This is a genomic window from Acinetobacter populi (assembly GCF_002174125.1).
Classification (GTDB): Bacteria; Pseudomonadota; Gammaproteobacteria; order Pseudomonadales; family Moraxellaceae; genus Acinetobacter; species Acinetobacter populi.
In genome coordinates, this window is record NZ_NEXX01000006.1 from 253,020 (window position 1) to 279,134 (window position 26,115).

Consider the following 26,115-nt stretch of genomic DNA (forward strand, 5'->3'; position numbering starts at 1 on the left):
GATTTAAATATAAAAACGGCTGATCCAATCGGATCAGCCGTCAATCATTTCAATGTATGCCTTAAAACATTATCCTGTTTAAAAGCACTATTTACGTTATCAACCCACATCCACTCTACTAACGGGCATTTTTTGTACGAATACGTAGAATATAGACACAGATTAAACCAAGCACACCATAGATCAGCATGGTTGTGGCAATATTTTGCAAAATACTGCCATGTAAATGATATAAAATTACCCCTGCCAACAAACCAATCGCAAACTGAATGCTCCCCAATAAAGCACTTGCCACACCCGCACGTTGCTTTTGTTTGGATAATGCCAATGCCGTTGCATTTGGGCCTGTAAGACCAATACTTGCCACCACAATAAATAAACCTATCAAAACCCACTGAATATTGTCTGGGGCATAAAGTGCAGCGCCTGTTACCAGAATTGCACCAGAAAATTGCAAGGTTCCACCAAATTGGAGCAACGGTAATGGCCCGATTTTACGTACAATTTTGCTATTCAAAAATGAAAACAACATAATACCAAAGGCATTAACACCAAAGGCAAGGGCAAATTGTCGCTGAGAAAAATGATAATGCTCAATAAATAATGCCGATGCCGAAGTGATATAACAGAACATCATGCCTGAGAATAAAGACATCGCCAGCATTGGTGTACGAAAGCTGGAATCCTGTAAAACATTGCCATACATGATCATCAGTTGCTTCATGCTTAAGTGTAGACGACGTTCAATAGGCAAGGTTTCCTGAAAAAATAAATGCACACAGAGCAAGGCAAGACTACCAACGATGCACAATAATATAAATATGCTGTGCCAACTAAAAAAGGAGATAAGCACCGCGCCAATCATGGGAGCGATAATTGGGGCAATCCCCAAGATCATGGCCATATGTGCCAAAGCTTGTGCTGATGTATTCACATCAAAACAATCACGAATCGCAGCCCGTGCAATCACCACCCCAACACAGCCACCCAAAGCCTGCAACACCCGGGAAATGATTAAGGACCATTCAGTTTGTGCAATTGCGCATAAAAATGATGCTGCAATATAAATGACCAATCCGATATAAAGTGGTTTTTTTCGCCCAATCCGATCGCTTAATGCCCCATAAATTAACTGTCCAATCGCCAGACCTAAAAAATAGGCCGGGACAGAACTGGAAATACTGGCTGTCGTGGTTTGAAAATCTTTGGCCATACTCGGTAAAGCAGGCAAATACATATCAATGGACAATGGCCCCAAAGCGGTTAGCAGCCCGAGTAAAGCAATCCACTGTAAGGAATATTGCCTGGTTTGTGTAAGAGAAGAAGTCGACATTTTTTTCTGCATTCCGAAATTGCCACAAGAGTAGCAAGTCCCGAATTAAAATTAAAGTCAGAATGCCAGAGAATTCATGCGCTGTTTATCTTGCTCCAGCTCGTTGTCGTAGTCATCAAAATTGCTGGAGTGAATAGAAAGTTTGTTATCAGGCGTACCATATAAATTTCACTATGGCAAAATTTTTTAAAATGATACAGAAATATCAGTTATTAAAGAGAAAATTCATTATAATTTAAACTCTATAATACGATGTATGGAAAATTGATCAGTGGGTGCTTTATCGGCATTACAACGTGTCAGCTATAATTCAAGTCTGATGTATAACATACGCATGTTGATTGCGTTTGTCGGTACAGCCTTTATTCCTTATCTGCTCGATCAGCAAATCCTGACCATTCCCTTAACATTGGGCGTGGTTGCCGCAGCACTCAGTGATATTGATGATCGCTTTTCCGTTCGTATCCGCAATCTATTTCTGACCTATGTTGGTTTTTTTGCTACTGCTGCTGCGGTGGAATTACTTTTCCCCCATCCCGTGCTATTCGGCATTGCCTTAATTATTTCCTGCTTTTGTCTGATTCTTCTGGGATCATTAGGAAAACGCTATGCCACCATTAGTTATGGTTGTCTGGTGGTTTCTGTCTATACCATGCTAGGTGTGGATATTTTCCCCAATTGGTATGAACAACCAACATTATTGGTACTGGGTGCGGCTTGGTATGGTTGCCTTTCCACCATTAGCTTTTTATTGTTTCCGGTTCGGTTGGTACAGGATCAACTGGATCAATGCTATCGCTTGCTTGGTAATTTTCTGTTTGTAAAATCCAATTTATTTGATGTCGATATGACACCGGAAAATTATCAGCAGGCCATGATCGAATTGTCTTTAAACAATGCAAAACTGGTCGGTACTTTTAATGATACCCGAATTTCTCTGGTGACACGCCTTAAGGGTGACCGTGGACAAAAGGATACTCGGCGTAGTCTGCAATATTATTTTATTGCACAAGACATTCATGAACGCGCAGATTCAGCCCATATTGATTATCTAAAATTATCGAAAATTTTTCAGCACCGAGATATTCTATTTCGCTTTCAGCGTATTTTAAGTTTACAGGGTAAGGCGTGTCAGGATTTGGCCCATGCCATTGCCAAACGACAACCCTATATTCACAATCATCGGTTTAAACATGCATTTAAGAATCTGGACCTCTCTTTGGATCAACTGGAGCTGGAGCAACATTATGATCTGGTCTGGCTTAAAGCACTGCGCTCATTACAACGTAACCTAAAAGAAATTGACGCTCAGCTTAAAAATCTTGAATCAGAACGTGCATTTTTGAATAGTAAAGTGCCCAGTAAGGATGATGTACTACAAAATGACGATTTGACCGGCTTAAAAGATATCTGGCAACGAATGCGTCAGAATTTAAGCCCAGAATCCGGCTTATTCCGGCATGCAACTCGTCTTTCCATTTTGTTATTGGTATCACATATCATTGTACAACTGACCCATCTGGAATATGGTTACTGGATTCTACTTACGGTACTGTTCGTTTGTCAGCCTAATTTTAATGCCACCAAACGCCGTTTAAAACTACGGATTATGGGTACACTCGCCGGGGTTTTAATCGGTACATTTATTATCCATTTTATTCCGTCAGTCGAAGGTCAGTTGGTATTACTAGTGATCAGCGGCGTTTTATTTTTACAATTGCGTTCCCAGCAATATGCACAAGCCACCATGTTTATTACCATGCTGGCACTGATTAACTTCCATCTTGCCGATCCGCAGCTGAATGCTGCCCTGCCACGGGCAATTTATACCATTGCCGGATGTTTTCTGGCTTGGCTTGGCATCATGTTTATCTGGCCAGACTGGAAGTTTCGCCGTCTGCCTAAAGTGCTACAGAATACTTTAATCAGCCAGTGTAATTATCTTGCCGAAATTGTGAAACAATATCATGTAGGACGTAATAATGGTCTGGACTATCGCACCGTGCGTCGCAAGGCGCACATTATGGATGCAGAACTGGCCTCATTAATTTCCACGCTGGCAACAGAACCCGATTTTGACAATGACCAGAAACAGCATGCTTTCAAATTTTTATGCTTGAATCATACCTTGCTCAGCTATATTGCCGCTTTGGGTGCACATCGCAATATGATCCAAGATCAGGAAATTTTATTGATTCTTGACCATGCGCTAGAAGATATTCAAGGCGCATTACTGCATGATGAAGCCCCTGAATTAAAAGCACAATCTGCCATTCAAACCCTGAGAGATCGTATTCTGGATCAGGAGCAGGCACTCGATGATCAAGCCACGGTGATTCTGCAACAACTCGCACTGATTCTAAATCTGCTGCCCGAACTAAGCTTTCTTAAACAGAATTTATCCTATGACCATGATCCAGATGCAACTGCACTCGCATCTTTATAGTACTAAAGATTCACTTTTTTAGATGCTTTAATGCTAAAATACAGGCAATTTTTTGTTAGCTGTATAGATTTATGACATCGACCACTTACGCATACACGTTACAGACTGTTCCTTATGAAGTCTCCACCGAAGAACAACGTACCGCACAGATGATGATGTGGCGTAGCACCAACAAAATCCGTCCGAGAACATGGGCGATTTTAGGGGTACTTACTGCTTTGGCTATTCTTGGGCTGATTTTTATCAAAAATTACTCTACTGTTTTTTGTTGGGTAATTTTAGTCTGTGTGGCTTTATTCCTGTTTATTCGCACCTTTGTTTATGAATGGTATGTAAAACGCAAAATGAACGAATTTCCGGTTCAGGAAATCAAAGGCATTAAACTGGGTATTCAGCCACATGGCATGGTCATGCAACAAAAAGTGGGCATGCAGCAAGGCGTTGCCAATATTGCCTGGAAAGAAGTGACAGAATGGTATGACAGTCCTGAATTTTTACTGATGACATTTACAGCAAAAGGACAACAAGGCTCTTTTTTCTTGCCTAAACGCATGAACTCTAAAAACTTTTCATTCGACACCATTCGCAAACACTTGAATGAATCTGTCGGAACTGCTAAAAAAATCTAAAAATTTAAGCCCTCATATCAAGATGAGGGCTTTTTATACAACAAGAATGAGAATAAATATTAAATGCAAATCCATATTATCTGCAAAATGTTCAGGTATAATCTTCTGCAATATTTCAGACCTTTTTACGTATTGCCATGTTTAAGAAAACTTTTTTCCAAATACACTGGTTTTTGGGTATTACAGCAGGCTTAATTCTGTCCCTAATGGGGGTAACGGGAGCAATTTACTCCTATGAACAGCAAATCCTGAAGTGGATCAATCATGACAGCTATGTCGTTGAGGTACAGAATAAACCTAAACTTAATCCAGATGAACTTTATCAGCATTTTATCCAGCAAGATCCGGATCTAAAGATCAATAGTATTACCATTGCTCAGGCAGATGATGCCTCTTCTACGGTCAATATCGTCAAAGAAGGTGAGCGTCGTGGTTATAATATGATGGTCAATCCTTATACTGCTGAGGTATTACCGGAAATCAAGGGTCGGGATTTTTTCCAGTTTATTCAACAATTGCACCGAAATTTAACCGTTGGTGAAGTGGGTAAACAGATTACTGGTGCATGTACTTTAATGCTGATTTTCTTTGTATTAAGTGGGATCTATCTGCGCTGGCCGAAAAAGCATTCTGTACGGCAATGGCTATTTGTAAAACCCAAATTAAAAGGTCGTAATTTTATCTGGGACTTACATGCTGTAGTTGGAACATGGGTTATTGTATTTTATCTGATCTTTGCCATGACAGGATTATACTGGTCTTATGACTGGTGGCGTAACGGCATGTTTAAAGTACTGGGTGTCGAACGTCCGCAGATGACACAAGGGGGTGCTGGTGGTCAAAGACCGCAAGGTCAAGGTGGTGAACGCCCTGCTGCACCAAATGGAGAAAGAGGAAATAATAGATCCCAACAGCCCGATGGAGAGCGTCCACGTGGTGAGGGCCGTGCTGAACAAGCTAATCGTGGTGAAAATAGCGGACGCCAGAATCGAGGTGAAGGCAACAACTTTAATCGCAATGGCAACACGGAAAATGCTCAACGTGGCGAAGGCCGTAATGCAGGTTTTGGTCGTGAACAAAATAATGAAACAGCAATCTCATCACAACAAATTAGCCATGCATTAAATAAAGCATGGGTAGAATTCCCAGAAAAAGTAAAACGGGATTATTCAAGTATTACCTTTAATATTCCTAAACAAAATGATGGCAAAATTGAGCTTTCATTTGTCGATGCCATTGCGCAGCATGAACGCGCGCGTAATAGTGCAACCTATGATTACCAAAATTCTTCCATTGAAAAAATGGAATTATATGCAGATAAAAAGCTCAACGAAAAAATCATGAGCAGTATGCTACCGGTGCATCGTGGTAGCTTTATGGGGCCGATTTATCAGTTTTTTGCCATGCTGGCCTCTCTGGCAATGCCATTATTCTTTGTGACCGGCTGGATGCTTTATCTTAAACGCCGTAAACAGAAAAAACTGACCAATGCAGCACGTCAACAGTCCAATGTAGTTCACCTTGATGCCAATGCCGAAGCATGGACCATTCTCTATGCAAGCCAAACTGGTACAGCAGAACAAATTGCCTATAACACCTCTAGCGCCTTACAACAGGCAGGTGTACCTGCACAAGTTAAAGCACTAAAAGATTGTAGCAGCGATGATATCCGTGATCATCAGCGTGTATTGTTTATAGTCAGTACCTATGGTACGGGTGATGCACCGGATCTGGCAGTAGGTTTTGTCAAAAAATATATGGCGCATGCTGCACAATTCGATGGTCTTAAATATGCTGTTTTGGCCCTTGGTTCTAAAGAATATCCAGAAACTTATTGTACTTTTGGTCATCGACTGGATAACTGGCTTAAAGAAAACAATGCCAAAGCTGTCTTTAATCTGGTCGAAGTAGATAATAGCAATAAAACTGATTTAGAGCGCTGGTACACTGCACTGGCAAATATCACCCATAAAGATGTACAGGTAATTATTAACGAAAAAACCTTCGATGACTGGCAACTGGTATCCCGCCATCTGCTCAATGAGGGCAGTCTGGGGGAACCTGCATTTGAAGTGATTCTTAAACCCTTACATGATCAATCCTGGCATGCTGGTGACATTGCTGAAATTCAGCCAGGAAATAGCCAGCAACGTATTGCCGACTTTATCGAGCAACATCAACTGGAAAATAATGCTTCAACCTACGAGGTATTACGTTATAAGAATCTCACGCAGTCAATCGATCTTCAATCCAATTCGGAACAACAGCTCCTGCAACTTAGCGATCTGCCTTCACGTGAATACTCTATTGCCAGTATTGCCAATGAAGGATTCCTTCGTTTAGTGGTACGTCAAAAACAACTTGCTGACGGGTTCGGTTTGGGATCCGGCTGGTTAACTGAATATGCCGAACAAGGCATCACCTTGCCAGCACGCATTCGTACCAATCCATCATTCCACCTGATTGATGATAATCGCCCTGCACTGTTTATTGGTAACGGGACAGGTATTGCCGGTTTACTTAGTCTGTTAAAACAACGTGAACAATTGGGCTTTATTCAAAACTGGTTGATTTTCGGTGAACGTCAACACAGCGTCGACTATTTCTATCGAAAACAAATTGAATTATGGCAACAGACTGAACATCTGCAATATGTTGATCTTGCATTTTCCCGTGATCAGGCACAACGTACTTATGTACAGGATAAATTACTTGAACAACAACAACGCGTGATTGAATGGATTGAGGGAGGTGCTGTCATTTATATCTGTGGTAGCATCGATGGTATGGCAAGTGGCGTAGAACAGGCACTGATTGACATATTGGGTGAAGAAAAACTCAATGAATTACGTCAAACAGATCGTTATCGTCGAGATGTATACTAAGGCGATATACCAGATTTAAAACCTTAAATCACCCCAACAAGCCCTTCTTTATATAAAATGAAGGGCTTGTTTTATATGGCATGGATACGAATCTTACGGGGTAATGGAATATCTGGATGAGCTTTAAAAAATTCTGGTGATTTGGTATAGATTTCATATAAATAGTTTTTTAAATCCATCAATACTTTACTCGGTTCCAGAAATACACTCCGCCCTTCTGGTGTCATCATAATTGATAACAATACTTTCTCTTTAGCAGCATAAGGCAACACCTTAAAAATGAAATTGTCTAGCGTCATTTCCGCAGGTTGGTATTTTGCCCATACCTCAGTCTGACATAGTTTCGCAAAGGTTTTATCTGCCCAGACTGGCAGAGAGTTTCGTCCATAGGACGTGGCACCAATGGCCCAGCCATCGTGATACAATCCCCAAACACATCGTTTTTCCACAATACTTTTAATAAAATAGCGATAGCGCTCAAGTGATGTATCCAGATTTACAGCACACTGTTGTACCGATCTGGATTGGTCATAGGTTTTCTTCTTTTCTATCCATTAAATTAACGTAAGCAATTCATTCAATCCATGAATGAACGTAAATATTAAATTTTTTAGAGAATAATGAAAAGTTAGATGTGTTAAAGAATCTCGTACAGCACATCGTACTTGAACAATAAAAATAAGCTTAAATAATCAAAAGAACTTACGAAAGGACTTTACCAAATGGCAAAGGATACTGAATCACCCCAGAATAATTTCTTCCTGAAGGCGTTTTGGATCAACAAATAATGCTTCACCAGAAGGTGTGCGATTGATCGCTAGCGAATATTGGTGCTGGATCAAATAAGGAATGATCTCTTGCATCAATGCCTGTAATGCTATTTTTTGTGGTTTGGAATCTTGCCATTCCTCATAACAACATAACTTTGCATTGATTTCACTTGCCCAAATAGGAAAAGCTTTTTGCCCACCTGCATCAAAGCACAAAGACCAATGTGCTGTTGCAATACCCCATAAAAACTGTTGCTGAATGATTTGCTCGATAAAAGCATAATACTGTTCATCTTGAGCATAAGATTTTGATTGAGGAGATTTTGAGAAACTGAAATATGGATTTTTCATTATTTTTAATTCAAATATGGTGGGCGCTGACGGGATCGAACCGCCGACATTCTGCTTGTAAGGCAGACGCTCTACCAACTGAGCTAAGCGCCCTGAGGAAAAAATTTGATTAATAATCAAATTTTTGATGCAAGATAAACACAATACGTAATATCTAAAAGCATCATCAGGATCTTGCCATATAGAAAATTTAAATTCCTATAAAATGGCGCAGCGGACGGGACTCGAACCCGCGACCCTCGGCGTGACAGGCCGATATTCTAACCAACTGAACTACCGCTGCATATCGAATTTATTACATAAATTCAGGTCATTTCCTTTTATATTTAACCACTCAAAGGATAAGTGGTGGGCGCTGACGGGATCGAACCGCCGACATTCTGCTTGTAAGGCAGACGCTCTACCAACTGAGCTAAGCGCCCTGAGGAAAAAAATTTGATTAATAATCAAATTTTTTGACGCAAGACAAACGTAATACGTTATATCTAGAACATCAATAAATATTTAAGTCTTTATAAAATGGCGCAGCGGACGGGACTCGAACCCGCGACCCTCGGCGTGACAGGCCGATATTCTAACCAACTGAACTACCGCTGCACTATATAAAAAACTTAAATCACATACAAAACTTAAATGGCGCAGCGGACGGGACTCGAACCCGCGACCCTCGGCGTGACAGGCCGATATTCTAACCAACTGAACTACCGCTGCATTAAATCTTGTACTCAAACAAACTATGGTGGGCGCTGACGGGATCGAACCGCCGACATTCTGCTTGTAAGGCAGACGCTCTACCAACTGAGCTAAGCGCCCATAGCGTGTTTGTGAGGTGCATTATAGAGAATCTTTATCGCCTGTCAAACGCTTTTACGCATTTTTTTAAAATTTCAGTTCAATTGTCTAAAAAATAAATATTTTAAAGATCAAATAGTTTGCTTTCGTTGTTTTTTTAAACAACCTCAATTTGCCCGTTAAATTTAACGTTCAATTTGCTCATTCTTTGGTGCTTGCGGCTCCGGACGACACCATAACCAAATGGCAACAACCAGCATCACTGTATCTGTAAACAATTTGACCCACCATGGCGCATTAGTGAATAACATGATCACTCCACTGATCAACATCATGATGGACGCTATCCATTTTGCCCGTCTAGGTACAGTACCATTTTCCCGCCAGTTTCTTAATGTAGGGCCGTATTTGGGATGATTGAGTAACCATGCATCCATTTCCGGCCACCCTTTTGATGCTGCCCATGCGGCGAGAATTAAAAATACTGTTGTTGGCATTCCTGGTAAAATTGCGCCTATCACACCCAGTATGATAAAAATAACCACCAAGCATCGCCAAAAAATTACACGCATGAAAGTTGCTCAAAAGAGGAATAGTGCTAGTATAAAGTTTTTCACTCTGTAGTATGTATACTTTCCCAATGAGATTTTTCTCAAAAAGCACTTTTGCTCATGTCTTCATCACATTATTTTGAGCCTTGGTTCAATTTCAAAACGCCTATTGTCAGGCAATTGGCATTTGCAATTGCCAGTCCCAATCTTATTCACCATTTTCCCGAAGAAATTACACTCACCCGTACCATTGATCTGCATAATGATCAGGCATGGCAAAATTATTATGCTGCTTATCAGCCCCGTCTTTATGATTTAGATCATCACCCGCAGGAATTAATTGCGTTTTTATCAAAGATTAAAAGTACCCGACTTGGTTTGAGATTTGAAGCATTATTATGGTTTTGGTTACAGGATACTCAAAATCAATATTTCGAGTTATTAGGACATAGTATTCAAAGTCATTGCGGTGGGAAAACGCTGGGAGAAATCGATTTTTTATTAAGAAATAAAATCAATCATCGTATTGAACACTGGGAAGTCTGTTTAAAATATTATTTGGCTGCCCCCGATTTAAGTTTAAATCAATGGATTGGTTTAAATCCACAAGATACTTTTGTGCATAAACTCGATCATCTTAATCAAAAGCAATTTCAGTTTGATCATGCACTCGGTTATCCGATTGAACATCGCTCTGCCATTGTTAAAGGTCAACTCTATTTACCTACTCATCATGCCAATATTCCAAATTGGTTAAACTGCGCTCGTCGGCTGGGTAAATGGCTGGATCATATTCCTACCAAAGGCAAATGGCGACGCTTACATAGACAGGAATGGTTGTGCCCTTTTCTCGACACTGAAAATAGCGATATAGATTTAATTCATTGGTGGACAGATGGATTATATTATGATGCCGTACAAAATCATCTTTTAATGTTACGTTTAACCAAGCATAAATCACTTTTTAATATAAAAGTATAGTGCTATTTGCATAAAATCTTTATTTTATACAGTAACGCAACAAGATATAACCTATTCTTCACTGAAAAACCGCATTAAATCAAGCATTCTAATCATGTCTTAGACAAATCCTCATAACAAACAATTATTGAAATATATGGAGTAAGCTGATGAAGAAAATGCTAGCAACTTTCGCAATTCTATCTGCTGTTGTAATTACTGGTTGTAACACATTTAAAGGTGTTGGAGAGGACGTTTCAAAAGCGGGTGATAAAGTTTCACAAGCTGCAACGGATACTCAGAAAAAACTGTAATCTACGTGTCAGCTGTTAAATCTGTGACAATTTCGTAGATGCATTACCCCTTACATTCATTGTAAGGGGTATTTTTTTATGCAGTTTTCGTTATTTTCAGCCTAAAATTGTTATACTATTACAATAATTCATTATGTATAGCCTTTCTCCATGCAACATTCAGATACGCTTGCTTTAAGTTTAGAACTACTCAAACAACCTTCCGTTACTCCTGTAGATCACCATTGCCAAACCATCATTGCAGATCGCTTAACTCAGATCGGTTTTGAGATTGAACCTATGCGTTTTGAAGATGTTGATAATTTATGGGCACGTAAAGGCACTGCTTCACCAGTATTTTGCTTTGCAGGACATACTGATGTTGTCCCGACTGGAAAACTAGAAGCATGGGATTCTGCGCCGTTTGAACCGGAAATTCGAGATCAAAAATTATATGGACGTGGTAGTGCAGACATGAAAACTGCATTGGCCGCAATGGTAGTCGCAACTGAACGTTTTGTCGCAAAATATCCAGATCATCAAGGTTCCATCGCCTATTTAATTACCTCTGATGAGGAAGGCCCTTCAATTAATGGCACAGTGAAGGTAGTCGAAACACTCGAAGCACGACAAGAAAAAATCACCTGGTGTTTAGTGGGGGAACCTTCTAGTACCAATGAATTGGGTGATATTATCAAAAATGGTCGTCGTGGTTCACTCAATGGTGTATTAACGGTACAAGGCAAACAAGGCCACGTCGCATATCCTCATCTGGCACGTAACCCAATTCATCTGGCAGCTAGCGCACTAGACACACTGTGTAAAGAAGTCTGGGACAATGGCAATGAATACTTTCCTGCCACCAGTTTCCAGATTTCCAATATTCAAGCAGGAACTGGTGCAACCAATGTCATTCCAGACACATTAACAGTGACATTTAACTTTCGCTATTCTACCGAAGTCACAGCAGACATCTTGCAACAACGCGTGTATGCCATTTTGGATCAATATCAACTCGATTATCATATTGACTGGACTTTATCTGGACTGCCATTTTTAACCCCTGTGGGCGAATTGGTCAATGCAGCGAAACAAGCCATTGAAACCGTAACAGGCAGACAAACCACCCTGTCCACCAGTGGCGGCACCTCTGATGGACGTTTTATTGCACCCACAGGCGCACAGGTGATCGAACTCGGTGTGTTAAATGCCACAATCCATCAGATCAATGAGCACGTCAACGTGAATGATCTGGAACCATTAGCCGAAATCTATGAACAGATCCTAATCAACTTACTCACTTAATAGAATTTGTTTTAAAGCACTTGCTGGTTGTATGAATACACCAGCAAGTTTCGATTGAATTTTAGTTCTGAAACAAATCTTTTTGAATATTACTTAAGTGTGGAATTTGATACTGTTGCTCATCCACTTTAACGTATTGATAAACAAATTTTGGTGTTTCTCTCTCCACATCCAATACACCCGAAATACGCAAGCGCATACTATCCGGCATTGCATCACATAGGATCGCAAAACGTGTCGACTCATCATCACCTTCAATCACCAGTGCAGTCACCTCGTGTAGCTCTGGTCGATGCACTATATACGTAGGGAGATGCTTATCATGCCATTCAACTTCACTCACATTTGCCGGTACATTCATTGCGGATAGCACCATATTCTGTGGCAAAAGGATTGGAGCATCGCCATACACAGGAATAACGTAAGCTTCGATAAAGCCTGTTGATGTCGCAATCAGACGCTGAATCTGTTCCTGTGTTAAATCCAGTGCTGACTCATGCACAATATCCTGTTGCATTATCGGCTCCTTTTAAATGCATCTTTTGAATTAAAAAACTTTTTCCATGCCCAAAATTTTATGGATATTGTCCAGAAGTTCTGCTTCTTGGAAAGGTTTACCCATATAATCATTCACACCCAAACTAAAGGCATGTTCACGATGTTTTTCACCGGTACGTGAAGTAATCATGATGATCGGTAAATGCTTGTGTTGTGAATCATGACGGATGTAATTTGCCACTTCAAAACCGTCCATACGTGGCATTTCAATATCCAGTAACATCAAGTCTGGTGTAATCGATGCCAGTTTTTCTATCGCTTCTACACCATCTTTAGCCGTTACGACATCAAAGCCGTTACGTTCCAGTAATCGCGAAGTCACTTTACGTACAGTTACCGAGTCATCGACCACCATCACAGTTCTGCGAGATACGCGACTTTCCACAGGCTGCTGCACAATATGTTCAACACGATGTGCCCGGGCAGTGGTTAATACCAGTCGTGAAATATTCTGTCCATCAAGAATCAGACAGACACGACCATCAGCAAGAATGGTTGCACCGCCGACTGAACCGACGGATGACATTTGCTTACCAATAGGTTTAATCACAATTTGCGCACGAGAACCAACCAATTGATCTACTTGTAATGCAACCGAACGACCAGCACTATTAAAAATAATTACGGGTACGGAGGAACCCATATTACTAAATACAGGTTTTGCTTGTCCGGTCACAAACTCACCGACATAACGTAAGCGATAAGAAGTCTGATCCAGCTCAAACTGTTCAGCCTTGCTGTCGTAATATTCGGTCAATGCCACTGGTGATACGCGGACAATACGTTCAATTTGTGTAAGTGGTAAAGCAAATTGCTGATCACCAACCCGGACCATTAAGGCATCACTGACTGCCACAGTAGTCGGTACACGAATGGTAAACTCTGTCCCCTTACCTAATTCCGAATTAACACTAACATGACCACCCAGTGATTTGATTTCACTTTGTACTACATCAAGACCGACACCACGTCCAGAAATTTGCGTGACTTTTTTGGCAGTCGTTAATCCGGAATGGAAGATATATTGCATCAGATCGACATCACTGATCTGCATTCCCGGGGTAATCAGGCCATTTTGCTCGGCTTTCTGCTTAACTGCGTTGACATCAATACCATGACCATCATCAGAAAAAATAACCAGAATATCATTGCCTTCACGGGCAATATTTAAATTGATATGCCCTGTTGTAGATTTACCCAGTTGTTTACGGGTTTCCGGATCTTCAATCCCATGGTCAATTGCGTTACGCAACATATGTTCAAGTGGAGAAACCAGACGCTCCAGAATGTTACGGTCCAACTCACCTTCGGTATTCTCAATATTCAACTCAACTGGTCGATTCAGCTGTGTAGAAGTCTGACGTACTAAACGCTGTAAACGAGGTAGCAATCGGGTAAATGGTACCAGACGTGTACCCATTAAACTTTGCTGTAATTCATTCTGGATACGGGATTGCTGTAATAGCAAATTCTCTGTATCGCGAATTTTTTCCGATAATGTGGTTTTAAAATCAATTAAATCCGATGCAGATTCCGCCAGTGATTTTGACAACTGATTCAATGCCGAATATTGGTCCATTTCTAGTGGATCAAACTCACCATAACGCTGACCTGTTATTTCATGTTTCACCAGAATTTGTGTTTCCAACTCACCTTCCATTCGACGCAGCTGATCCGCAAGACGCTGAATGGCAAGTTCCATTTCCGACAAAGTGAAATTCATTTGTCCCAAATCCAGTTCGATACGGGAACGGTTAATGGCACTTTCACCAGACAGGTCAATCATTTTCTCAACCAAATCGGCAGAAATACGGATTTGTTCCTGTGCCTGTGTTTCCTGATTCTTCTCAACTTCTGCATACATCGGTGGTGGTGTCGAGCCATCACCTTGTACCATGTCATATTGTACAACTGTAGCAAAGTCAATCGTTTCACTGCCCAGCTCTTCATCGGCAGGCAGCAGTGAATCCTGATATTTAATCGCTTGCAGACGCGCTTTTAACTCACTTGCACCATCAAAGCTGCCATTTAAAATGGCATGATGCAACCAGGCTTGCGCCTGTTGAATTAGATGATCATAGCGTTCGGATGTAAATTGATGAATTGAAAACCGCTCAAATACTGTTTCAAGTTGATATGCAATATCAGCAATCAACTGTTCATGCACAACGCGGGAATTACCTTTCAAGGTATGATATGCACGTTGCAAATTCAGCAAAGTACGACGGTTATTACGATCATTACGCCATTGCTCGAATACGGTTTCGCCTTGTTCCAGCAATTCCTGTGCTTCTTCGATATAGCTTTCCACAATGACAATTTTTTCTTCATCACCTTCAGCAATCGCCTGTGCGAGCAGTGGCGGAATCGTAGAATCAAGCTTATCTACTTCTACTGGTACTTCAGCAGATAACAAGGCTGTTTCAGCGCTATGTTGATCCTGAGTTTCAACAGAAACCGGCTCTACAACATCAGAGTTAACAGATTCAGGCAATTCTGGAATATGTTGAGCAGCATCTGTAATCGTATTTTCTGTTGCCGTACTGTCTGCTGAGATATGTTCTGCGGCTAGATTTTCTGTTGCTGTATCCGTATTAGTCTCAATGATTTGTGCATCAACCTCAGACTGGTCATGTTGCACCAATGACTGAATACTCAAATCAGCAACTGTCTTACCTGCTGCTATGCGATGTAAATCGGCAATTAAAGCAGGATTTGCTTCATCAATGGCTTGATCACGTAATTTTTGCAATCTAATGGCAATATCATCTTGTACATAACGAATCGTTTGCAGGACTTGTGTAGAAGGCACAATTTGCCCATTCAATACACGTTCATAAATATTTTCCAGTTCATGTGCAATCTCACCAAGATGGCTTGCCTGAACCATATTTGCCCCACCTTTTAAGGTATGCAAATAGCGAAACAGATTTTTTAAAAGTTGTGTATTTTCTGGATTCTGCTGCCACGCATTGAAATCGGTATCCATTGCCGCAACCAGTTCATCAGACTCTTCCAGAAAGATGTCCAGCAGCTCATCATCAAAGCCTTGTGGCTCAGACATGAATTCGGCATGGTGTTGTTCATCTTGCGATGTAATAACCTGATCTGGCTGATCCAAAGTTGAAGTCTGTTGAACAGAAAAATCTGGTGCAACATATTCAAAATCAATTGAATGATGCTGTGCAGTAGATTGATCCTGATCGGCATCCTGCACTTGATCCTGGACAGAATCCACATGCTCAGAAAATATAGATGTGGCTGTCTGCTCTGCGTTGCTCTCGTCTACATCGTCAAATACAATGGTTGGTTTAGCCTGTAAACCAGATTGTTCCGCATGAGAAATCGCTCTTAAACTAGCGATCAGATCAGGATTGTCCTCATCAATGGCATGCTCACGTAATCGTTGCAAACGTGCAGCAATCTCATCTTGTGCATACCGTATGCTTTGCATCGCTGTGACAGACGGCTGAATCCGACCGCTTAAGATACGCTCATAAATACTTTCCAGCTCATGTGCAATCTCACCTAAATGGGTCGCTTGAATCATATTTGCACCACCTTTTAAGGTATGCAAATAACGAAATAAATCCTTTAAAACCTGTGTATTTTCAGGATTCTGCTCCCAAAGATTAAAATCTGCATCCATTGCAGCCACAAGCTCATCAGATTCTTCTAGAAAGATATCTAGCAATTCGGCATCAAATACTGTATTGGCATGTTGTGTTTGTATATGATCACTGCTTTCGATATCTGCATGTTCTGTGTTATTACCTTGCAACACAGGATCGTCAGATAAAGTGCTTTCAGATGAAGCGCTTTCAGGCAATACACTGTCCGCCAAGTCTAGAGAAGTATAATGTACATCAATCGCCTGAATATCTGCCAATACTTGCTCAAACTCAGCCTCAACCAGATGAGTAATGGCAACATTCTGACCTGATGCCAGACCATCAAAAGCCTCTATCAGATATTGATGTAAAGCCTGAACTTTTTGTAATACATCCAGATGCTGTTCTACAGAAATTTCTTGAGCCAATAGGGCTTGATAACACTGTTCTAAATACTGGGTAATTTTACGTAAGGACTCAGTTTGTTTGGCATTCAAATGCGTTTGTAAAACTTCAGCTTGTTCTAATAAACTGATCAAATACCCCGTTAGACCAGCTTCGGCTTCTTCAACAAAAGCAAACTCGGCATCAAGTAAATCATTAATCCCTAAATCCAGAAGCTTGGAAACCAGCCCTTGCGTATTATTGTCATTGCTATCGGCACCATAATCCGCCTCGAACATAGCAAAAGTATTTGCAAAAGCCTGATCTAGCAAGACCAATTGATCAGATGTCTTATCGTCAGACAACACACCGATATAGGCATTCACATATTCATGATATTCAAGTAATAACTGTTTTTCTGCGTTTAATTGCTGATATCGATCCTGATCAATATGTTTAAACACATTTTCTACATTGCTACTGGCTGCAAAAATCGAATCAACACCCACCATGCCAGAACTACCACGAATCGTATGTACAGCCCGGATCAACTGGTTAAATTCTTCAACACTAGGTTCATGTTGTAAATGCAAAAAGCTAGAAATAATCTGTAAATGTTCTGTACTTTCTTCCAGAAAGATTTCCAGTGTTTGATCTTCGACACTTTCAATATCGGCTACACTTTCAGCATCATCTATATTTTCACCTTTTACGAGATGATTGATTTCTTCTATATTTTCAGTATGTTCCACATCCTCTACAGGTTCAAGCTTGTCAAGCTCTACTGGACTTGAAATCGTTTCCTCAATCTCAGGCTGTGATGTGTGAGATTCAAATATACTTTCACCGACATCTTCAGTCGGAATATCCTGGGTTTGATAATAATCAATGGTGAAACGTAATACAGATTCAACTTCCTGCATGTCACGTAACCGATTTGCTGTCACAATCCATGGACGGATATCAATCTGATGACCATCACCGCTTTCAAAATCCTGAACCAGTGTTTTATATAAGCTTGCAACAGAATAAACCAGTTCCTGTACATCTTTGTTTAGTGCGATCACCCCTGCCATCACACGATTTAACATTTCCTCCACCGCCCAGGCAAGTTCACCAGATGGTAAGGCACCCGCCATACGACCAGAACCCTTTAAGGTATGAAAAGAACGACGTATATCGGTCAGAATCGCCTGATTTGATGGATTATCAAGCCACTGCGGCAATGCAAAATCCAGAAACTCGATAATTTCCTGTACTTCTTCAATAAAAATTTCACGAATTTCTGGGTCCTGATCTTTCAATTGATCAGTAGGAAGCTCAATATGACTAATTAATTCTTTTAAAACTTCGTTCATAAGCTTTGCTTCTTCTATACCATCAAATGCTGTGTGAACAATAAATTTTCAAACCCGATCTTTCTATTTCAATCTGAGAATCCATTTGTTGTTCGTATGAGCAAATACATTTTATTCAATATAAGCTGGAGTCAATCAGGTGCACCCCCATGATGGCACCTGATATAACATAATTACATATTTTCCGGTAACTTAAAGTCAGTTACAGATTCACGTAAAGCTTCAGCCATATGCGAAAGTTCAGTCACAGAACGCGCCGCTTCCATAGTAGAGGAAGTAGTCTGCATGGTAATGTCCTGTACCACATTCATGGTTTGCGAGATATGACTTGCAGAACCTGCCTGTTCACGCGCAGCATCAGAGATGTTTTGAATCAAGCTTGCCAGTGTACCCGATACGTTTTGGATCTCATCAAGTGCAATACCAGCATCTTTGGCAAGCGTTGTACCCCGTACTACCTCGGTGGTGGTTAATTCCATTGATGTCACCGCTTCGTTGGTATCGGCCTGAATGGTTTTTACCAGCGATTCAATCTGTTTGGTTGCCGTTGCAGAGCGTTCTGCGAGACGTTGTACCTCATCGGCAACCACCGCAAAACCACGACCTGCTTCCCCTGCCATAGAGGCCTGAATTGCAGCATTCAATGCCAGAATGTTAGTCTGGTCGGCAATATCGTTAATCAGCGAGACGATGTTACCAATTTCCTGAGAAGATTCACCTAGACGTTTAATACGTTTTGACGTTTCCTGAATCTGTTCACGAATGGTATCCATCCCTTCAATGGTACGGTTTACCACATTTGCACCATTGGTTGCGATATCAACCGAACGTTTCGCCACTTCGGCAGATTCCAGTGAGTTTGCCGATACCTGGTCAATTGAGACTGCCATTTGATTGATCGCAGCAGAGGCCCCCGCAATTTCCTGCGCATTGTGTTCAGACGCTTCTGATAATTGCATCGTAATGTGTTGGGTTTCCTGCGAGTATTTTGCTACTTCTTCCGATGTCGTGTTGATACGGGAAACCAGATCACGTAACTGGTCAATCGCAAAGTTAATCGAATCGGCAATTGCACCGGTAAAGTCTTCGGATACCGTTGCATACGAACGCAAATCACCATCTGCCAAATCGGCAATTTCATCGAGTAATCGTAAAATCGCATTCTGGTTACGATCATATTCTTCCTGCAAGCCCAATACACGTTGTTGGTCGGCTTTGTTACGCAGGTTAAGTAATTTATAAACCGCAAATGCTGCTGCCAATACAGTGATGGCCAGTAGAATCGATAACAGGGTGACGTAGGAATGGGTTTCTTCTGCAAGCGAATTCAAAGTGGCAAGCAATTCGTCAGATGTACTAAATATTTTTGATGACGCCTGACGCACTTCCAGCAATGGTGCAGAGTTGACCAATACATTTACCGCAGCACTTTTTAAGACTTGATTGTATTCAGTTTGAATACCTTCAAGAATTTGGCGCATTTTGGGATCACCAATACGCTCAACCCCGTTTTCTGCACTACCATTGAGCTGGCCATTTAAATAGGTACCGAATGTTTCAGTATCGGTACTAAAGTTATCGGCATATTCAACAGAGTTTTCATTCCCAGTCAATACTGTATTAATGGAGCGCAAAATACGTTCGGCCAGATAGACTTGGTTTTTAGCCAAAGCAACTTGTGAAGCAGAATAACCGGCACGTGTCATTTCATCGACCAGCAAGTTATATTCGGACTGCATTCCCGGAATGGCTTCGGTAATTTGCAAACCTAAACCTTGTAATGTGCTAATGGTTTTTTGACGTTTTACAATTAAATCAATGTTGCTATTGGTAGTCTTCCAGTCCGCCACCAGTTTTTCAATTTTGTCATCATTACTGTGAATATTTACCACAGTATCCAAGGATTGATTGAACTGAGCCTGACTTTGCTTTAACTCATTGACAATTTTTTCATCACCCTGTACAGCAGCTTCTGCGGATTGTTTCGAGATTTGCTGTGACAGTAAACGTAAGTCTCCAATATTACGTGTTAACGTTGTTTCACGACTATTGGACCAAAGCACCGCAAAGAATAAAATAATGGATACCAGCAACGAGACAAATAATAAACCAAGATATCGGATCGCTTGCTGTCGATCCCCACCAAAGAACGAGGCAAGTTGATCTAATAATTTTCTTGCTTTATTGAATGCAGGATTGGTAGACCGCACCTGATTACTTTTGTTTTTTCCTAGACCCAAGCCCATGCAAGCTCTCCCCTAAATACCTAATAATTTAGCAAAACTGCTATGACTATAATGATGGATTCATAAAACTTTGACTATTTAACAAATCTCTTAGCATAAACACATGCCAAGGTTTGTTCTGATGAATAAAATACCCCTGACAGAATTGATTGAGATACTCCGACAGTTCATCAGATTTTTTAAAATAGCTTTGCGTATTAAAATGCTGGATACCAAAGACTTGATCGACAATGACCCCGCAATAATGTTCTGGATGAGACAAACATAAAATTTTACTGGTCGGTTTGATCTCTGTTGCAGAATTTGAAATAAACGCCGATAAATCTGTAATCGAGAGTAATCTTCCGCGCAGATTGGCAACACCACAAGACCAGACTTTGGTTCTTGGAATGGGTGTCCACTCCGGCAGATAAATCACTTCGGCAACATCCCCTAGCGGTGCAACAAAATATTTACCCAATATCTCAAATGCAACACCGGACCATCTGGATTCTGAATCGATCAGGCTTACTTGTCTTTTTTTGCCACGATCTGCCAGCCGCAGCAGTTCAATAAATCCTTTAGCTGCCATAATTTATTTCACATGCAAATAGCTATTGATGGTTTCAATCAATTTGGTTTCATCTACAGGTTTGACCAGATAATCCTTGGCACCCTGGCGTTTTCCCCATAGACGATCTGTGGCCTGATCCTTGGTACTGACAATAACCACTGGAATATGCTTGGTCTCCGGCGCCCGGGTAATTTGACGGGTTGCCTGAAATCCATTCACACCCGGCATCACCACATCCATAAGAATCAGATCGGGTTGTTCGGTTTTTGCGAGGGTGACACCATCTGCACCATTGGTGGCTTCAATCGTGCTAAAACCATGTTTGCTTAAAATTTCTTTAAAACGAAATGTCTCGGTTGGAGAATCATCAATAATTAAGATGCTAGCCATACAAAAATCCTATTTTAAATCGTATAAACGCCTGTTCTTGTACTTACAGTGCTACATGATTCTTAATTGCTTCAAATAACTCTTCTTTACTAAACGGTTTCGTCAGATACTGTTCCGAGCCCACAATCTTGCCTTTTGCCTGATCAAACAGACCATCCTTACTGGACAGCATAATCACGGGAATATTCTGATAATTTTGATTATTCTTAATCAAGGCACAAGTCTGATAACCATCTAGCCTTGGCATCATGATGTCTGCAAAAATAATATCCGGATTGGTTTCGGCAATTTTTGCCAAGGCATCAAAACCGTCAATTGCAGTTACAACCTGACACCCCTCACGTTGCAACAATGTTTCCGCAGTTCGACGAATCGTTTTTGAATCGTCAATAATCATTACTTTTAAATTGCGAAGTTTTTCTTCCATTTTACTCATGATCCCAAAAACAAATTCATATCGTATTTAATACAACGACACTACATTTTATTATTCATTTTTAACATAGATACCCCGCTTTTCCAATCAAACTTTGCCAATTCATAAAAAATATATTGTGATGTAAATCACAATAAAATCAATTAATATGCTTAGACTAAAGGATTAAAAATTGAGTATTTTTGTCGAGTATTGATTTCATAGGCAACTAGCTTTCCGCCCCAGACACAACCGCCATCCAGCGCAACAATATGCGGATGAATTTCTTTGGCCTCTAATGCTGCCCAGTGTCCAAATAATATGTCATTCGTTTTTGCAATCTGACTCTCAAATGCAAACCAAGGTTTAAACCCTTGTGGCATTGGATCATCCAAACTTTCCTTAAAGTCAAAATCCAGATGTCCGGCCTGATCAATAATCCGCATCCGGGTTAAATAATTGACAATCACACGTAATCGTTCATTCCCTTTTAAATCATCAGACCAGATATCTGGTTTTGCACCAAACATCTCAAACAGAAAATGGTCCAGTGTCTCCAGATCTGACTGCAATACTTGCTCAACTTCCTTGGCATATTGTCTGACTTGAGCCAATGACCAAATATGTGGAATACCGGCATGGGTTAGCACCGTATTTTCATTAATTTCAATCAATAGAGGTTGATGACGTAACCAGTCAATCAAATCACTGCCATCAATGGCCTCAAAAATAGGCTGAGTATGATCTTTTTCCTTGATTTTTTTAAAGCCACGACCCGTCGCAATCAGGGTTAAATCATGATTACCCAGGACTGTTGCAGCCGCACCCTGATCACACAGTTTTTTGACAAAACGCAGGCAAGAAAGTGAATCCTCCCCTCTTGCCACTAAATCCCCAGCAAAATAAATAAAATCCTGTGCCGAATCAAACTGAATTTCTTTGAGTAAAGCTTTAAGTGCAGCAAAACAACCTTGTAAATCACCAATCACATAGTTGTGACGATTTTTTTTAACATCAGTGTTCATCTAAAATAACTCTATACATGCATCAGATAAGGCAACAAATTGCGTCAAAGACAAAGTTTCTGGTCGTGCCATCGGATCAACGCCAGCCTGTGCAAAACCCGCTTCATCCAGTTTACCTTTTAAGCTATTACGCAAAGTTTTACGACGCTGGGTAAACACATGTGCAACCAGTGCTGCCAGATTTTTCTCACTTTTCGCAATGATTGGTTTATCCAGATAAGGTACCAAACGAAATACTGCGCTGGTCACTTTGGGCGGCGGATTAAATGCACCTGCCGGCACTTCAAATAAATAGGTTGCCTTACAATAATACTGCAACATGACAGAAAGACGACCATACTCTTTGCTGTTCGGTGCCGCGGTAATACGTTCTACCACCTCTTTTTGCAGCATAAAGTGCATGTCCTCGACCACTTTACCCTGTTGTACCAGATGAAAAAGCAAAGGCGTAGAAATGTTATAAGGCAGGTTTCCAACCACGCGCAAAGGCTTTTCTGTTGCCAGACTGGAAAAATCAAACTTTAGCGCATCCGCTTCAACAATCGTGAGACGTTCAGGATGTGGTACGCGATTCGGCAGACCCGCAGCCAAGTCACGATCCAGTTCAACCACTGTCAAATGATCAACTTCTGCAATCAGCGGTGACGTTAATGCTGCCAGACCCGGTCCAATTTCCACCACGTTATCATCACGTCGTGGATTGACTGCACGTACAATTTTTTCGATCACACGCTGATCATGCAAGAAGTTCTGACCAAAGCGTTTTCGCGCCTGATGCCCTTCGTCTTTTGGGTTTAGGGCATTAATTTGATACATGCAATTCTTCCTAATGGTTTATTCAATGTTCTAAAATCTATGCAGACTGTGCCATGTGTAAGGCAAGATCGGTTGCGACCATCAAACTTGAGCTTTTTGCCAGTCCTGTTCCAGCCAGACTCAAGGCAGTACCATGATCGACTGAGGTACGAATAAAAGGTAAACCCAGTGTAATATTGATCGCTTCACCAAAGCCCTGTGATTTTAACACAGGCAGGCCCTGATCGTGATACATCGCCAATACTGCATCGGCATGCTGCAAATGCTCAGGGGTAAATAAGGTGTCCGCCGGCATCGCATCACTGATGTTTATGCCTTGCTGTTGATAGCGATGCAATACAGGATTAATCACCTTGATTTCTTCATCACCCAGATAACCACCCTCACCGGCATGCGGGTTTAAACCACAAACCAAAATTCTCGGATCGGCAATTTTAAATTTGCTTTGCAAATCATGAATTAATATATCAATCACCTGAGTTAGTCGCTGTTCGGTAATGGCATCCGCCACTTTACGCAGTGGCAAATGTGTCGTCGCCAAAGCAACCCGTAAATTCTTGGTGGCAAGCATCATCACCACACGGGCAACACCAGCTTTTTCCTGAAAGAATTCGGTATGTCCACTAAATGCCAGACCTGCATCATTGATGACCGATTTTTGTACTGGTGCAGTCACGATCCCGGCACTTTGTTGCTGTAATGCCTTCTCTGCTGCAAAATCAAGTTGACGAATCACATAGTCGGCATTACCTGCATCGAGTTGTCCAAGTGTTACCGCGACATTTAATGGAATATGCTGCACATATAATTGCCCAGCAGCACTTGGCTCGGTTTGTCCGAAATAGTCAACCAATTCTACCGCTTTGGCCAATCGTTCGGCACGTTGTTGTAATAATTGTCGATCTGCCAACACCACAATCGGTCGCTGATCAACACGCTCTGCCAGATCAAGGCAAATATCAGGACCTATTCCGGCAGGTTCACCACTGGTGACATATAAAGGCAGTTTTGCATTCATCGTATTTCAATTTATTCAGGATATTGTAGTATTGTCGCAAGAATTACAGCAAAGCTAAAGTTTTTCTCTCCATGTTTGATCAAGTACTTGCTATTCCTTATCAAAAAATCTCGCTCGACAATGATATTAACATCATGATCAAGCGACTTGATCTGATTCATCCCCATATTTCCGGTAATAAATATTTTAAACTCAAATATAATTTGCTGGCTGCCAGACAGCTAGGATATAACCAGCTCTTGAGTTTTGGCGGTGCATATTCTAATCATATTTTTGCGCTTGCCCATGCTGCACATGAATATGGCTTTCACAGTATCGGGGTGATTCGAGGACAAGAATTACAGCATCAAAACTTAAATGCCACTTTAGCAACTGCAAAAAATTTGGGCATGCAACTGGACTTTATCTCGCGGCAGGATTATCGACTAAAACATACACCCGAATTTTTACAACAATTACAACAGCGTTATCCCGACACCTATATCATTCCCGAAGGCGGAAGCAATGCTTTGGCTGTTCAAGGCTGTGAGGAAATTTTAACTGAGTATGATCGGGAAAATTTTGATGTGATTTGCTGTGCAGTAGGAACAGGCGGCACAATTTCTGGCTTAATCAATCGCAGTTCTGCACAGCAACATGTGATTGGATTTTGTGCATTAAAAGGTGATTTTTTAACAACAGAAATCCAGCAATGGACCACGAAAAATAACTGGTCTATTTATTCTGAAGAAACTTTTGGCGGATATGGCAAATTTAACCCCGAACTGACAGATTTTATTGCCACAATCCAACAGCAATACGATGTGCCATTGGAACCCATTTATACTGGCAAGGCATTCTACCAGCTCTACAAGCTGATACAGGATAATTATTTTCCTGCATCAACCCGAATTTTATTTATTCATACTGGTGGCTTACAAGCTTTTGCCGCAAGTCATTAAAACCAGCCATTACCAATTGGCTTATTGTCCAAAAATACAATCAAGCCTTTTACAATACGGTAAATAAACCAGATACTGACGGCTGCAAGCACCAGATAACCAATTAAAATCAGCATTAAGACAAAACCAATAATACAGCCCAGCAAAGTGTACCAAAAAGTTTTGATTTGCCAGTCAAAATGGCTTTGTAACCATGTTCCCTGCACTTCTTCACGTTTAATATAATTCATGATAATAGCGACAATGCTGGTAATTCCCACCAAAATACTGATCGCATAGAGAATATAGATCACCAATGTATATTGTCGCAATGATTCATTATTGGAAAAATCAGGGCTAGTCTGAGTTGAGTTATTATGAATATCCATAAAATGTCTCTTTCTATTTAAGAATAATTATCATTTTTTATAACATACCTCGATATGATTTTCTACACTTTCATGTCAAGGAACCGTATAATTTAGCGTTTTATCCTGCGAGCTCGG

The 26,115-nt window shown here is 40.9% G+C and carries 21 protein-coding genes and 6 tRNA genes; 7 read left to right on the forward strand and 20 right to left on the reverse strand.

The annotated features are described in order from the left end of the window. Nucleotides 1-118: 118 nt before the first annotated feature. On the reverse strand, nucleotides 119-1,333 hold the full coding sequence (locus CAP51_RS15290) for a multidrug effflux MFS transporter (protein WP_087621673.1): 1,215 nt from the start codon (nucleotides 1,331-1,333) through the stop codon (nucleotides 119-121). 271 nt (nucleotides 1,334-1,604) lie between these two features. Between CAP51_RS15290 and yccS the strand changes: the two genes are divergently transcribed. From yccS to CAP51_RS15305, 3 genes are all read left to right on the forward strand, one after another. Beyond that, complete coding sequence (yccS, locus tag CAP51_RS15295; RefSeq protein ID WP_281249292.1) at nucleotides 1,605-3,779, forward strand: YccS family putative transporter; 2,175 nt, start codon at nucleotides 1,605-1,607, stop codon at nucleotides 3,777-3,779. A 71-nt stretch (nucleotides 3,780-3,850) separates the two neighbouring features. Further along, nucleotides 3,851-4,408 (forward strand): hypothetical protein, encoded by a 558-nt coding sequence (locus CAP51_RS15300; protein WP_087621617.1) that lies wholly within the window; start codon nucleotides 3,851-3,853, stop codon nucleotides 4,406-4,408. Nucleotides 4,409-4,545: 137 nt separating this feature from the next. After that, nucleotides 4,546-7,293: a PepSY domain-containing protein gene (locus CAP51_RS15305; protein ID WP_087621618.1), complete on the forward strand. Its 2,748-nt coding sequence runs from the start codon at nucleotides 4,546-4,548 to the stop codon at nucleotides 7,291-7,293. A 71-nt stretch (nucleotides 7,294-7,364) separates the two neighbouring features. Here CAP51_RS15305 and CAP51_RS15310 read toward each other — a convergent pair whose 3' ends face one another. The 9 genes from CAP51_RS15310 to CAP51_RS15350 all read right to left on the reverse strand — a co-directional run bounded on the left by CAP51_RS15310 (nucleotide 7,365) and on the right by CAP51_RS15350 (nucleotide 9,778). Continuing rightward, nucleotides 7,365-7,844 carry a DUF2750 domain-containing protein gene (locus tag CAP51_RS15310; protein WP_087621619.1) on the reverse strand — a complete coding sequence of 160 codons (480 nt, stop codon included), beginning with the start codon at nucleotides 7,842-7,844 and terminating at the stop codon, nucleotides 7,365-7,367. A gap of 189 nt (nucleotides 7,845-8,033) precedes the next feature. After that, complete coding sequence (locus tag CAP51_RS15315; RefSeq protein ID WP_087621620.1) at nucleotides 8,034-8,414, reverse strand: DUF2750 domain-containing protein; 381 nt, start codon at nucleotides 8,412-8,414, stop codon at nucleotides 8,034-8,036. Between the two features lie 17 nt (nucleotides 8,415-8,431). Further along, nucleotides 8,432-8,507: transfer RNA gene (locus CAP51_RS15320), tRNA-Val, on the reverse strand. Between the two features lie 113 nt (nucleotides 8,508-8,620). Beyond that, nucleotides 8,621-8,697, reverse strand: a tRNA-Asp gene (locus CAP51_RS15325). 63 nt (nucleotides 8,698-8,760) lie between these two features. After that, nucleotides 8,761-8,836: transfer RNA gene (locus CAP51_RS15330), tRNA-Val, on the reverse strand. A gap of 98 nt (nucleotides 8,837-8,934) precedes the next feature. Beyond that, a tRNA-Asp gene (locus tag CAP51_RS15335) sits at nucleotides 8,935-9,011 on the reverse strand. 37 nt (nucleotides 9,012-9,048) lie between these two features. Further along, a tRNA-Asp gene (locus tag CAP51_RS15340) sits at nucleotides 9,049-9,125 on the reverse strand. Nucleotides 9,126-9,151: 26 nt separating this feature from the next. Next, nucleotides 9,152-9,227: transfer RNA gene (locus tag CAP51_RS15345), tRNA-Val, on the reverse strand. A gap of 164 nt (nucleotides 9,228-9,391) precedes the next feature. Then, nucleotides 9,392-9,778 carry a YbaN family protein gene (locus CAP51_RS15350; RefSeq protein ID WP_087621621.1) on the reverse strand — a complete coding sequence of 129 codons (387 nt, stop codon included), beginning with the start codon at nucleotides 9,776-9,778 and terminating at the stop codon, nucleotides 9,392-9,394. Nucleotides 9,779-9,877: 99 nt separating this feature from the next. Between CAP51_RS15350 and CAP51_RS15355 the strand changes: the two genes are divergently transcribed. The 3 genes from CAP51_RS15355 (at nucleotide 9,878) to dapE (ending at nucleotide 12,315) form a co-directional block, all read left to right on the forward strand. Continuing rightward, on the forward strand, nucleotides 9,878-10,738 hold the full coding sequence (locus CAP51_RS15355; protein ID WP_087621622.1) for a DUF1853 family protein: 861 nt from the start codon (nucleotides 9,878-9,880) through the stop codon (nucleotides 10,736-10,738). A 149-nt stretch (nucleotides 10,739-10,887) separates the two neighbouring features. Then, nucleotides 10,888-11,031 (forward strand): entericidin A/B family lipoprotein, encoded by a 144-nt coding sequence (locus CAP51_RS15360; protein ID WP_087621623.1) that lies wholly within the window; start codon nucleotides 10,888-10,890, stop codon nucleotides 11,029-11,031. Between the two features lie 150 nt (nucleotides 11,032-11,181). Further along, nucleotides 11,182-12,315, forward strand: a complete 1,134-nt coding sequence (dapE, locus tag CAP51_RS15365) for a succinyl-diaminopimelate desuccinylase (protein ID WP_087621624.1) — start codon at nucleotides 11,182-11,184, stop codon at nucleotides 12,313-12,315. 61 nt (nucleotides 12,316-12,376) lie between these two features. Here the strand turns inward: dapE and CAP51_RS15370 are convergent, their stop codons facing one another. From CAP51_RS15370 to pdxA, 9 genes are all read right to left on the reverse strand, one after another. Then, nucleotides 12,377-12,832, reverse strand: a complete 456-nt coding sequence (locus CAP51_RS15370; protein ID WP_087621625.1) for a hypothetical protein — start codon at nucleotides 12,830-12,832, stop codon at nucleotides 12,377-12,379. A 30-nt stretch (nucleotides 12,833-12,862) separates the two neighbouring features. Next, a complete protein-coding gene (locus tag CAP51_RS15375; RefSeq protein WP_087621626.1) occupies nucleotides 12,863-18,226 on the reverse strand; it encodes a hybrid sensor histidine kinase/response regulator in 5,364 nt (1,787 codons plus the stop codon). Nucleotides 18,227-18,399: 173 nt separating this feature from the next. Further along, nucleotides 18,400-20,472 (reverse strand): methyl-accepting chemotaxis protein, encoded by a 2,073-nt coding sequence (locus CAP51_RS15380; protein ID WP_087621627.1) that lies wholly within the window; start codon nucleotides 20,470-20,472, stop codon nucleotides 18,400-18,402. Nucleotides 20,473-20,518: 46 nt separating this feature from the next. Then, a complete protein-coding gene (locus CAP51_RS15385) occupies nucleotides 20,519-21,043 on the reverse strand; it encodes a chemotaxis protein CheW (RefSeq protein ID WP_087621628.1) in 525 nt (174 codons plus the stop codon). A 3-nt stretch (nucleotides 21,044-21,046) separates the two neighbouring features. Then, entirely contained in the window at nucleotides 21,047-21,415 is a 369-nt protein-coding gene (locus CAP51_RS15390; RefSeq protein WP_087621629.1) for a response regulator, read from the reverse strand. 43 nt (nucleotides 21,416-21,458) lie between these two features. Continuing rightward, complete coding sequence (gene pilG, locus CAP51_RS15395; RefSeq protein WP_087621630.1) at nucleotides 21,459-21,842, reverse strand: twitching motility response regulator PilG; 384 nt, start codon at nucleotides 21,840-21,842, stop codon at nucleotides 21,459-21,461. 161 nt (nucleotides 21,843-22,003) lie between these two features. Further along, nucleotides 22,004-22,855, reverse strand: a complete 852-nt coding sequence (locus tag CAP51_RS15400) for a symmetrical bis(5'-nucleosyl)-tetraphosphatase (RefSeq protein WP_087621631.1) — start codon at nucleotides 22,853-22,855, stop codon at nucleotides 22,004-22,006. Beyond that, nucleotides 22,856-23,671 (reverse strand): 16S rRNA (adenine(1518)-N(6)/adenine(1519)-N(6))-dimethyltransferase RsmA, encoded by an 816-nt coding sequence (rsmA, locus tag CAP51_RS15405; protein ID WP_087621632.1) that lies wholly within the window; start codon nucleotides 23,669-23,671, stop codon nucleotides 22,856-22,858. It lies immediately after the preceding gene. A 37-nt stretch (nucleotides 23,672-23,708) separates the two neighbouring features. Beyond that, complete coding sequence (pdxA, locus tag CAP51_RS15410; RefSeq protein WP_087621633.1) at nucleotides 23,709-24,689, reverse strand: 4-hydroxythreonine-4-phosphate dehydrogenase PdxA; 981 nt, start codon at nucleotides 24,687-24,689, stop codon at nucleotides 23,709-23,711. 71 nt (nucleotides 24,690-24,760) lie between these two features. On the opposite strand from pdxA, the gene CAP51_RS15415 reads away from it, so the two are divergent. Beyond that, nucleotides 24,761-25,630, forward strand: coding sequence for a 1-aminocyclopropane-1-carboxylate deaminase/D-cysteine desulfhydrase (locus CAP51_RS15415; protein ID WP_087621634.1), 870 nt, complete (start codon nucleotides 24,761-24,763; stop codon nucleotides 25,628-25,630). Here the strand turns inward: CAP51_RS15415 and CAP51_RS15420 are convergent. Further along, nucleotides 25,627-25,998: a DUF4870 family protein gene (locus tag CAP51_RS15420; protein WP_087621635.1), complete on the reverse strand. Its 372-nt coding sequence runs from the start codon at nucleotides 25,996-25,998 to the stop codon at nucleotides 25,627-25,629. The genes CAP51_RS15415 and CAP51_RS15420 overlap by 4 nt on opposite strands. Nucleotides 25,999-26,115: the final 117 nt, after the last annotated feature.

Coding starts and splice junctions, on each gene's coding strand:
- CAP51_RS15290 (WP_087621673.1), bottom strand. CDS start 1,333: ATGTCGACTTCTTCTCTTACACAAACCAGGCAATATTCCTTACAGTGG.
- CAP51_RS15300 (WP_087621617.1), top strand. CDS start 3,851: ATGACATCGACCACTTACGCATACACGTTACAGACTGTTCCTTATGAA.
- CAP51_RS15305 (WP_087621618.1), top strand. CDS start 4,546: ATGTTTAAGAAAACTTTTTTCCAAATACACTGGTTTTTGGGTATTACA.
- CAP51_RS15315 (WP_087621620.1), bottom strand. CDS start 8,414: ATGAAAAATCCATATTTCAGTTTCTCAAAATCTCCTCAATCAAAATCT.
- CAP51_RS15350 (WP_087621621.1), bottom strand. CDS start 9,778: ATGCGTGTAATTTTTTGGCGATGCTTGGTGGTTATTTTTATCATACTG.
- CAP51_RS15355 (WP_087621622.1), top strand. CDS start 9,878: ATGTCTTCATCACATTATTTTGAGCCTTGGTTCAATTTCAAAACGCCT.
- CAP51_RS15360 (WP_087621623.1), top strand. CDS start 10,888: ATGAAGAAAATGCTAGCAACTTTCGCAATTCTATCTGCTGTTGTAATT.
- dapE (WP_087621624.1), top strand. CDS start 11,182: ATGCAACATTCAGATACGCTTGCTTTAAGTTTAGAACTACTCAAACAA.
- CAP51_RS15370 (WP_087621625.1), bottom strand. CDS start 12,832: ATGCAACAGGATATTGTGCATGAGTCAGCACTGGATTTAACACAGGAA.
- CAP51_RS15375 (WP_087621626.1), bottom strand. CDS start 18,226: ATGAACGAAGTTTTAAAAGAATTAATTAGTCATATTGAGCTTCCTACT.
- CAP51_RS15380 (WP_087621627.1), bottom strand. CDS start 20,472: ATGGGCTTGGGTCTAGGAAAAAACAAAAGTAATCAGGTGCGGTCTACC.
- CAP51_RS15385 (WP_087621628.1), bottom strand. CDS start 21,043: ATGGCAGCTAAAGGATTTATTGAACTGCTGCGGCTGGCAGATCGTGGC.
- CAP51_RS15390 (WP_087621629.1), bottom strand. CDS start 21,415: ATGGCTAGCATCTTAATTATTGATGATTCTCCAACCGAGACATTTCGT.
- pilG (WP_087621630.1), bottom strand. CDS start 21,842: ATGGAAGAAAAACTTCGCAATTTAAAAGTAATGATTATTGACGATTCA.
- CAP51_RS15400 (WP_087621631.1), bottom strand. CDS start 22,855: ATGAACACTGATGTTAAAAAAAATCGTCACAACTATGTGATTGGTGAT.
- rsmA (WP_087621632.1), bottom strand. CDS start 23,671: ATGTATCAAATTAATGCCCTAAACCCAAAAGACGAAGGGCATCAGGCG.
- pdxA (WP_087621633.1), bottom strand. CDS start 24,689: ATGAATGCAAAACTGCCTTTATATGTCACCAGTGGTGAACCTGCCGGA.
- CAP51_RS15415 (WP_087621634.1), top strand. CDS start 24,761: ATGTTTGATCAAGTACTTGCTATTCCTTATCAAAAAATCTCGCTCGAC.
- CAP51_RS15420 (WP_087621635.1), bottom strand. CDS start 25,998: ATGGATATTCATAATAACTCAACTCAGACTAGCCCTGATTTTTCCAAT.